Annotated in this window: 1 protein-coding gene; it reads right to left on the bottom strand. The window is 42.2% G+C overall.

All coding sequences use genetic code 11. The annotated features are described in order from the left end of the window. Positions 1-171: 171 nt before the first annotated feature. Positions 172-1287 (bottom strand): fatty acid desaturase, encoded by a 1116-nt coding sequence (locus PX636_RS17050; RefSeq protein WP_353853492.1) that lies wholly within the window; start codon positions 1285-1287, stop codon positions 172-174. Positions 1288-1696: the final 409 nt, after the last annotated feature.

The raw sequence follows: 1696 nt of genomic DNA, 5'->3' as shown, positions 1-1696 counted from the left end.
TATCCAACAAGGTTTTTAGCTTTATTCAGCAAGCCCGAATTAGGTTAATTTAACGCGATGTGCAACTAAAAACGACAGAATCAGGGTTCCAGAGGATACTTTATCTCTGCTGATTTCTGAAAGCCTTGTTGTAAATCAAGATTAAAAATATAGTTGCACACCGAGTTTAATTTAGCTTTTTCCCCTTAAACTAAAACCGACAAAGACGTAGTTTAAAGCGTTTCGGTATCCCCAAACCTCAAGGAATTGATAACGCTGCCATCCTTTCACCGAGCCAGTCTGAAAAGCTCTTAGGGTGTATAGTTGATTAGCCCAGTTGTGATCGTTTGGTGTAGCATGGTGAACACAGTGCGCCCCTAGGCTAACTGGAAGGATGGTCAGCCGAATAAAGACTGCTCCTACTAATTCTATGTACCATTTTAACCACTCTAACCAGTGATTTGAGCGCGGAGGATAAGCACCCAAATATAGGGCAAAAGATTTACCAATTACCTGAGATTTAGCTCCCTCATTCTCATCGGCTTCATAGGCCCAATTATGCTCCGGTAGCTGTTGCAAGAGTGCGGCCGCATAGGTTCCGAGTTGGGTAAATACCGCCCAGAGTAAGCAGATTAAACAAGAATGGGTTAAACCCGCACAAACAGAGGCCAAGAAAAGCACAATCAGGGTAGCTATTTGATAGTTAATGGGAGCTTTAAGGAGATTAGTCAGGCGAGCAAGGAAGGTTTCTCCGTAAAACTTGGGAGAGAGTAATAACTTGCCCAAATTTTGCCAATAGAAGGCCTCTTCTTGGCCAAATTCAAAACCTAACTCTTCTACTAGGTAGGGGGTATTCCCCTTGTCATTCATGGTAGCTAAGTTTTTCGGCGGGTGGTGAATTAATAGGTGATCTTTTTTGAACAACGGAAACGGCTTTTTCCAGGTAATTAAGGTAAGTAAACAACCTAAAAGATGGTTATAAGTGGGATATTGAGGGAAAAAAGCATTATGGGCGCAAAAGTGGGCTATTTCCTGCAATTGAGCCGCTCCAGCTACGGATAGCAGCCATCCTAGGGGTATTAATTGCCAGTGGCTAAGAGCGATCGCTAATCCGCCTATATACTGGAGTATGCCATAGATTAGCTCTAAGGAGGGGGTGCTTTTCCAGAGAGGGGGGGTAAGGTAGTAGCCTGTTAGCCAGTCAAAGAAAGCTTGTACGAGACGATTATCGCTGAGTTGGAGCATCCCTAGGCGTGGATTATCCCTTAAAGCCGATGCTTGTGTTGGGGTGGGTTTTTTCAGTATCATGGCAGTAGAAAATAAGTTGTACTGTCCTGAAAATGGTTAAATAACCAAATTCAGGCGGTTTTATTAGCTGTGCAGCTGTTCGATTTCTCGGTAGTGCTGGACTAATTGCCCATCACTAAAAAACGGCTTTGGAGAGATTTCTATCTCGATGGCGAGATTAATTACCCAAGCTTCTTTGGGTACATACCCCAAGCGATTTTTTAGCCTCTGGGTTAGTGATTTAATCTGGTAGTTTGAGATGTACATAAGCTCTGAATTAGACTACACTTTTAGCTTATTTCTAGCCCTTTTAATTGTCGAGGTAGTTTTTGTAGCATTTAGTAGTCAATTTGCCAAAGTATCATTAAGTAGCTAAAAGTAGCATTTTGTGAATTGTATTCTTAAAAGGAGAACCACAAGTACAAATGGG

The organism is Microcystis sp. M53598_WE2 (assembly GCF_030067735.1).
In the GTDB taxonomy this organism is placed as follows: domain Bacteria; phylum Cyanobacteriota; class Cyanobacteriia; order Cyanobacteriales; family Microcystaceae; genus Microcystis; species Microcystis aeruginosa.
This window is presented reverse-complemented; position numbering and strand designations above follow the sequence as displayed.

What these genes read in the sequence shown, in the direction of transcription:
- PX636_RS17050 (WP_353853492.1), bottom strand. Translation starts at nt 1,287, where the DNA reads ATGATACTGAAAAAACCCACCCCAACACAAGCATCGGCTTTAAGGGAT.